Origin of the sequence: Cupriavidus sp. SK-3 (genome assembly GCF_000611145.1) — a bacterium.
In the GTDB taxonomy this organism is placed as follows: domain Bacteria; phylum Pseudomonadota; class Gammaproteobacteria; order Burkholderiales; family Burkholderiaceae; genus Cupriavidus.
Map to the genome: position 1 here is coordinate 1 of NZ_JFJV02000199.1, position 4,452 is coordinate 4,452.

Genomic DNA, 4,452 nt, shown 5'->3' on the forward strand with positions numbered 1-4,452 from the left:
CCCGCTCGTGGTCCGCCAAGGCATCGGCGGTACGACGAGTGACGGAGAACCAAGGTGCGCGGACGGTAGGTGTTGACCGCGAACAGTGGAACTCGCCTGAAGTCCGATGGGAAGCCATTGGGCGGTTGAAGCGCCGGGGGTATCGACCCAAGCCATTAAGGAGGGTCTTTATTCCCAAATCCAATGGAAAGGAGCGCCCTCTGGGCATTCCGACCATGTTGGATCGAGCCATGCAGGCCTTATACCTGCTGGCGCTGGAACCGGTGTCCGAAGGGACGAGCGATCCGAACTCGTATGGGTTCCGGATCAATCGCTCTACCGCGGACGCCATGTCTCAGCTATTTGTCTCGCTATCCCAGAAGGCTTCGGCTCAATGGGTGTTAGAGGCGGATATCAAAGGTTGCTTTGACCATATCAGCCACGACTGGCTGGAGCGCAATGTCCCTATGGACAAAGTGATCCTGCGGAAATGGCTGAAAGCTGGCGTGGTATTTCAGGGTCAGCTTCAGGCGACCGAGGCCGGAACACCACAGGGGGGCATCATTTCCCCGACTCTGGCAAACGTGGCGCTGAACGGGTTGGAACGACAATTGGTGGAGTCCTTGCGGACAAAACTCGGAGTCGCCAACGTACGGAAGCATAAGGTGAACGTCGTGCGGTACGCAGACGACTTCGTGATCACCGGCAGTACGCCGGATGTTTTGGAGCACGAAGTGAAGCCGTGGGTAGAGGCGTTCCTAGCAGTACGGGGGCTGACGCTATCGACGGAGAAAACGCGGATTGTCCACATTGCCAACGGCTTCGACTTCCTTGGGTGGAATTTCCGGAAGTACTCGGGAACGCTGCTCATCAAGCCAAGCAAAAAGAACGTGCAGACGTTCTATCGCAAGGTGAAGGAAGTCATCAGTGCTAACAAAGCGGTAAAGCAGGCGGGTCTAATCGCTCTGCTGAATCCGATGCTAAGGGGCTGGGCGCAGTATCACAGTCCAGTGGTTGCGAAGGCAACGTTCACACGCGTGGAGCACGATATTTTTCGGGCTCTATGGCGATGGGCGAAACGGCGACACAGCGGAAAGGACTCTGGCTGGGTGCGGAAGAAGTACTATGCATCGGTCGGGGAACGGCACTGGGTGTTCGGGACCACGGTAACAAAGGCGGGTGGTAGTAGCTACTGGAAGGAGTTGTACTCGCTTTCGAGTACGATCATTCAACGGCACACTAAGATCAAAGGGAGCTACAACCCCTTTGATCCCGAGCAGGAGCAGTATGGCGAAAAGTTGCGACAGGAGCGCATGCAATCAAGCATGTCGCACCGAAAGCAGTGGATCAAGCTGTATCTGTCCCAGCGAGGGCTGTGTGCGGTGTGTCAGTGCAAGATAACCAAAGAGACCGGGTGGGAAGATCACCACTTGGAACCGCGTATTCTCGGCGGGTCCGATGCTCTAGGGAATCGCGTGCTGCTGCACCCGAACTGCCACATCCAAGTTCACCACTACGGTCAAACTGTTGTGAAACCGGTGTTTAATTAACATTTGCAGAAGACATGAGCCGTATGCGGGGAAACTCGCACGTACGGTTCCTCGGGGGGGATGGGTCAGCAATGACCTGTCCCTACCCTCCACACTCCGGCCTGCGCGCATTCGTGCGCGGGCTTTTTTGTTTCATTCCTCTATGACACAACGCGTCCGCACCCGCTTCGCGCCGAGCCCGACCGGCTTCATTCACCTCGGCAATATCCGCTCCGCGCTCTACCCCTGGGCCTTTGCACGCCGCATGAAGGGCGATTTCATCCTGCGCATCGAAGACACGGACGTCGAGCGTTCGTCTCAGGAGTCGGTGGACGTGATCCTGGAGGGCATGGCTTGGCTCGAGCTCGATATCGACGAAGGCCCGTTCTATCAGATGCAGCGCATGGACCGCTATCGCGAGGTGGTCAAGCAGATGCTGGACAGCGGGCTGGCCTATCCCTGCTACATGAGCACGGAGGAACTGGATGCGCTGCGCGACGCGCAGCGCGAGCGCGGCGAGAAGCCGCGCTATAACGGCTTCTGGCGCCCCGAGCCGGGCAAGGTCCTGCCGGAGCCGCCGGCCGGGGTGCAGCCAGTGATCCGCTTCAGGAATCCCATTGGCGGCAGCGTGGTCTGGGACGACGCGGTCAAGGGGCGCATCGAGATCTCGAACGACGAGCTCGACGACCTGGTGATCGCCCGCCCGGACGGCACGCCCACCTATAACTTCTGCGTGGTGGTCGATGACCTCGATATGCAGATCACCCACGTGATTCGCGGTGACGATCACGTCAACAACACGCCGCGGCAGATCAACATCATCCGCGCACTCGGCGGTACGCCGCCTGTCTATGCCCACTTGCCGACCGTGCTCAACGAGCAGGGCGAAAAGATGAGCAAACGCCATGGCGCCATGGCCGTGACCGGCTATCGCGACGAAGGCTATCTGCCCGAGGCCGTGCTCAACTACCTGGCCCGCCTGGGTTGGGCGCATGGCGACGCCGAGATCTTCTCGCGCGAGCAGTTCGTCGAGTGGTTCGACCTGGAGCACCTGGGCAAGTCGCCGGCGCAGTACAACCCCGAGAAGCTGGCCTGGCTCAACAACCACTACATCAAGGTGGGCGACAACGCGCGCCTGGCCGGGCTTACCCAACCCTTTATCGAGGCGCTGGGCGGCAAGGTGGAGGGTGCCAGTCTGGAAGGTGTCATCGCGCTGGTGAAGGATCGTGCGAATACCCTGAAGGACGTGGCGCAGGCGGCGATGCTGTTCTATCGTGGCGAGCCGCAAGCGGACCCGGTGCTCAAGGCCGAGCATCTCAACGCCGATATCCTGCCGGCGCTGCATGCCCTGGCTGCACGGCTGGCGGCCCTGACGGAATGGAAGCGGGAGGACATCAGCGCAGCATTCAAGGCCGTGCTGGCCGAGTTCGGCCTGAAGATGCCGAAGCTGGCCATGCCGGTGCGCCTGCTGGTGGCGGGGCAGTTGCAGACCCCCGCCATCGACGCCGTGCTGGAGTTGTTCGGGCGCGACACCGTGCTGCGTCGCATCCAGGCCGGACTTGCCTGAGGGAATTTGCAAAAAATCCTGGCGGGGGCTTGCGCTTCTGCCAGGACTTGAGCATAATCTCGTTCTCCCTGCAGCGCGGACAAGAACCAAGCGGGCTTAACGGATGGAAGCGGTGGTAGTAATTTCGCAGTAATGCGGATCGCTGAAAAAGTTAAAAAAAGGGTTGTCGAAAAGCAGGGTTGTTTATATAATCTTGCTTTCGCCGAAACGACGAAACAAACGCGAAACGACAGCGGTAGGTAGTGAATCAGTAGTGCCGTACCATGGGGCTATAGCTCAGCTGGGAGAGCGCTTGCATGGCATGCAAGAGGTCAGCGGTTCGATCCCGCTTAGCTCCACCAAAATGCCGGAGGTTTTGATTTTAGTGAATCAAGACTTTCAGTGCGGTGAAGATCTGCTTGTTAAGGTCTTCGTCGCGCAAGACGGAACAAGTTGAAAGACAAGTTTCTGTCCCCTTCGTCTAGAGGCCTAGGACATCACCCTTTCACGGTGAGTACAGGGGTTCGAATCCCCTAGGGGACGCCAAATAACGAACGTAACCAAACGTTCGGTTTGTCGTCAGGAGCGTTGGCTCGTGGTGATAAGTAAGAGTATGGAGTGGTAGTTCAGTTGGTTAGAATACCGGCCTGTCACGCCGGGGGTCGCGGGTTCGAGTCCCGTCCACTCCGCCAAAACTAAACCCGCATGGTTATGCCATGCGGGTTTTTTCTTTTGCTGTCCGGCAATTATCCCGGTGGCTCGTTGATAATCTCCGGCCAATCGACAGCCGATCGTGCTGTGGCTGTGCGCGGCACATTATTCGCGGTTGTGTTTCCTGGGCGGCAGGACATTATTGCGATAGTGCTCCGCTATAGCCCTGCATGACCCCGCCCTTAATCGATTTGCTGCTCAAAAGGGGTTGTCAAAGGGCAAAGTTGTTTATATAATCTCGTCTTCGCTGAAACGAAGAAACAAACGCGAAAACGACGGCGTTGGTAAGCCGCGATGCAGCAACGCAGTACATGGGGCTATAGCTCAGCTGGGAGAGCGCTTGCATGGCATGCAAGAGGTCAGCGGTTCGATCCCGCTTAGCTCCACCAAATGCCGGAAGTTTCGAGTCTGGTGAATCGAGGCTTCCATTGTGGCGAGGATCTGGTTGTTAAGGTCTTCGGCATGCAAGACGGAACAAGTTGAAAAACAAGTTCTTGTCCCCTTCGTCTAGAGGCCTAGGACATCACCCTTTCACGGTGAGTACAGGGGTTCGAATCCCCTAGGGGACGCCAGATAACGAACGTAACCAAACGTTCGGTTTGTCATCAGGAGCATGGCTCGTGGTGATAAGCAAGAGTATGGAGTGGTAGTTCAGCTGGTTAGAATACCGGCCTGTCACGCCGGGGG

2 protein-coding genes and 5 tRNA genes are annotated in these 4,452 nt (G+C 57.8%); all 7 read left to right on the forward strand.

From position 1 onward, the window contains the following. Window positions 1-1,529: group II intron reverse transcriptase/maturase (gene ltrA / locus CF70_RS19295; RefSeq protein ID WP_035868086.1), on the forward strand; the 1,529-nt coding region annotated here is incomplete at its 5' end. A gap of 142 nt (window positions 1,530-1,671) precedes the next feature. Beyond that, complete coding sequence (gltX, locus tag CF70_RS19300) at window positions 1,672-3,075, forward strand: glutamate--tRNA ligase (protein ID WP_035868066.1); 1,404 nt, start codon at window positions 1,672-1,674, stop codon at window positions 3,073-3,075. 265 nt (window positions 3,076-3,340) lie between these two features. Further along, window positions 3,341-3,416, forward strand: a tRNA-Ala gene (locus tag CF70_RS19305). A gap of 108 nt (window positions 3,417-3,524) precedes the next feature. Beyond that, window positions 3,525-3,600: transfer RNA gene (locus CF70_RS19310), tRNA-Glu, on the forward strand. A gap of 69 nt (window positions 3,601-3,669) precedes the next feature. Next, window positions 3,670-3,746 (forward strand) — tRNA-Asp (locus tag CF70_RS19315). Between the two features lie 332 nt (window positions 3,747-4,078). Beyond that, a tRNA-Ala gene (locus tag CF70_RS19320) sits at window positions 4,079-4,154 on the forward strand. Window positions 4,155-4,261: 107 nt separating this feature from the next. Further along, window positions 4,262-4,337, forward strand: a tRNA-Glu gene (locus tag CF70_RS19325). Window positions 4,338-4,452 lie beyond the last annotated feature (115 nt).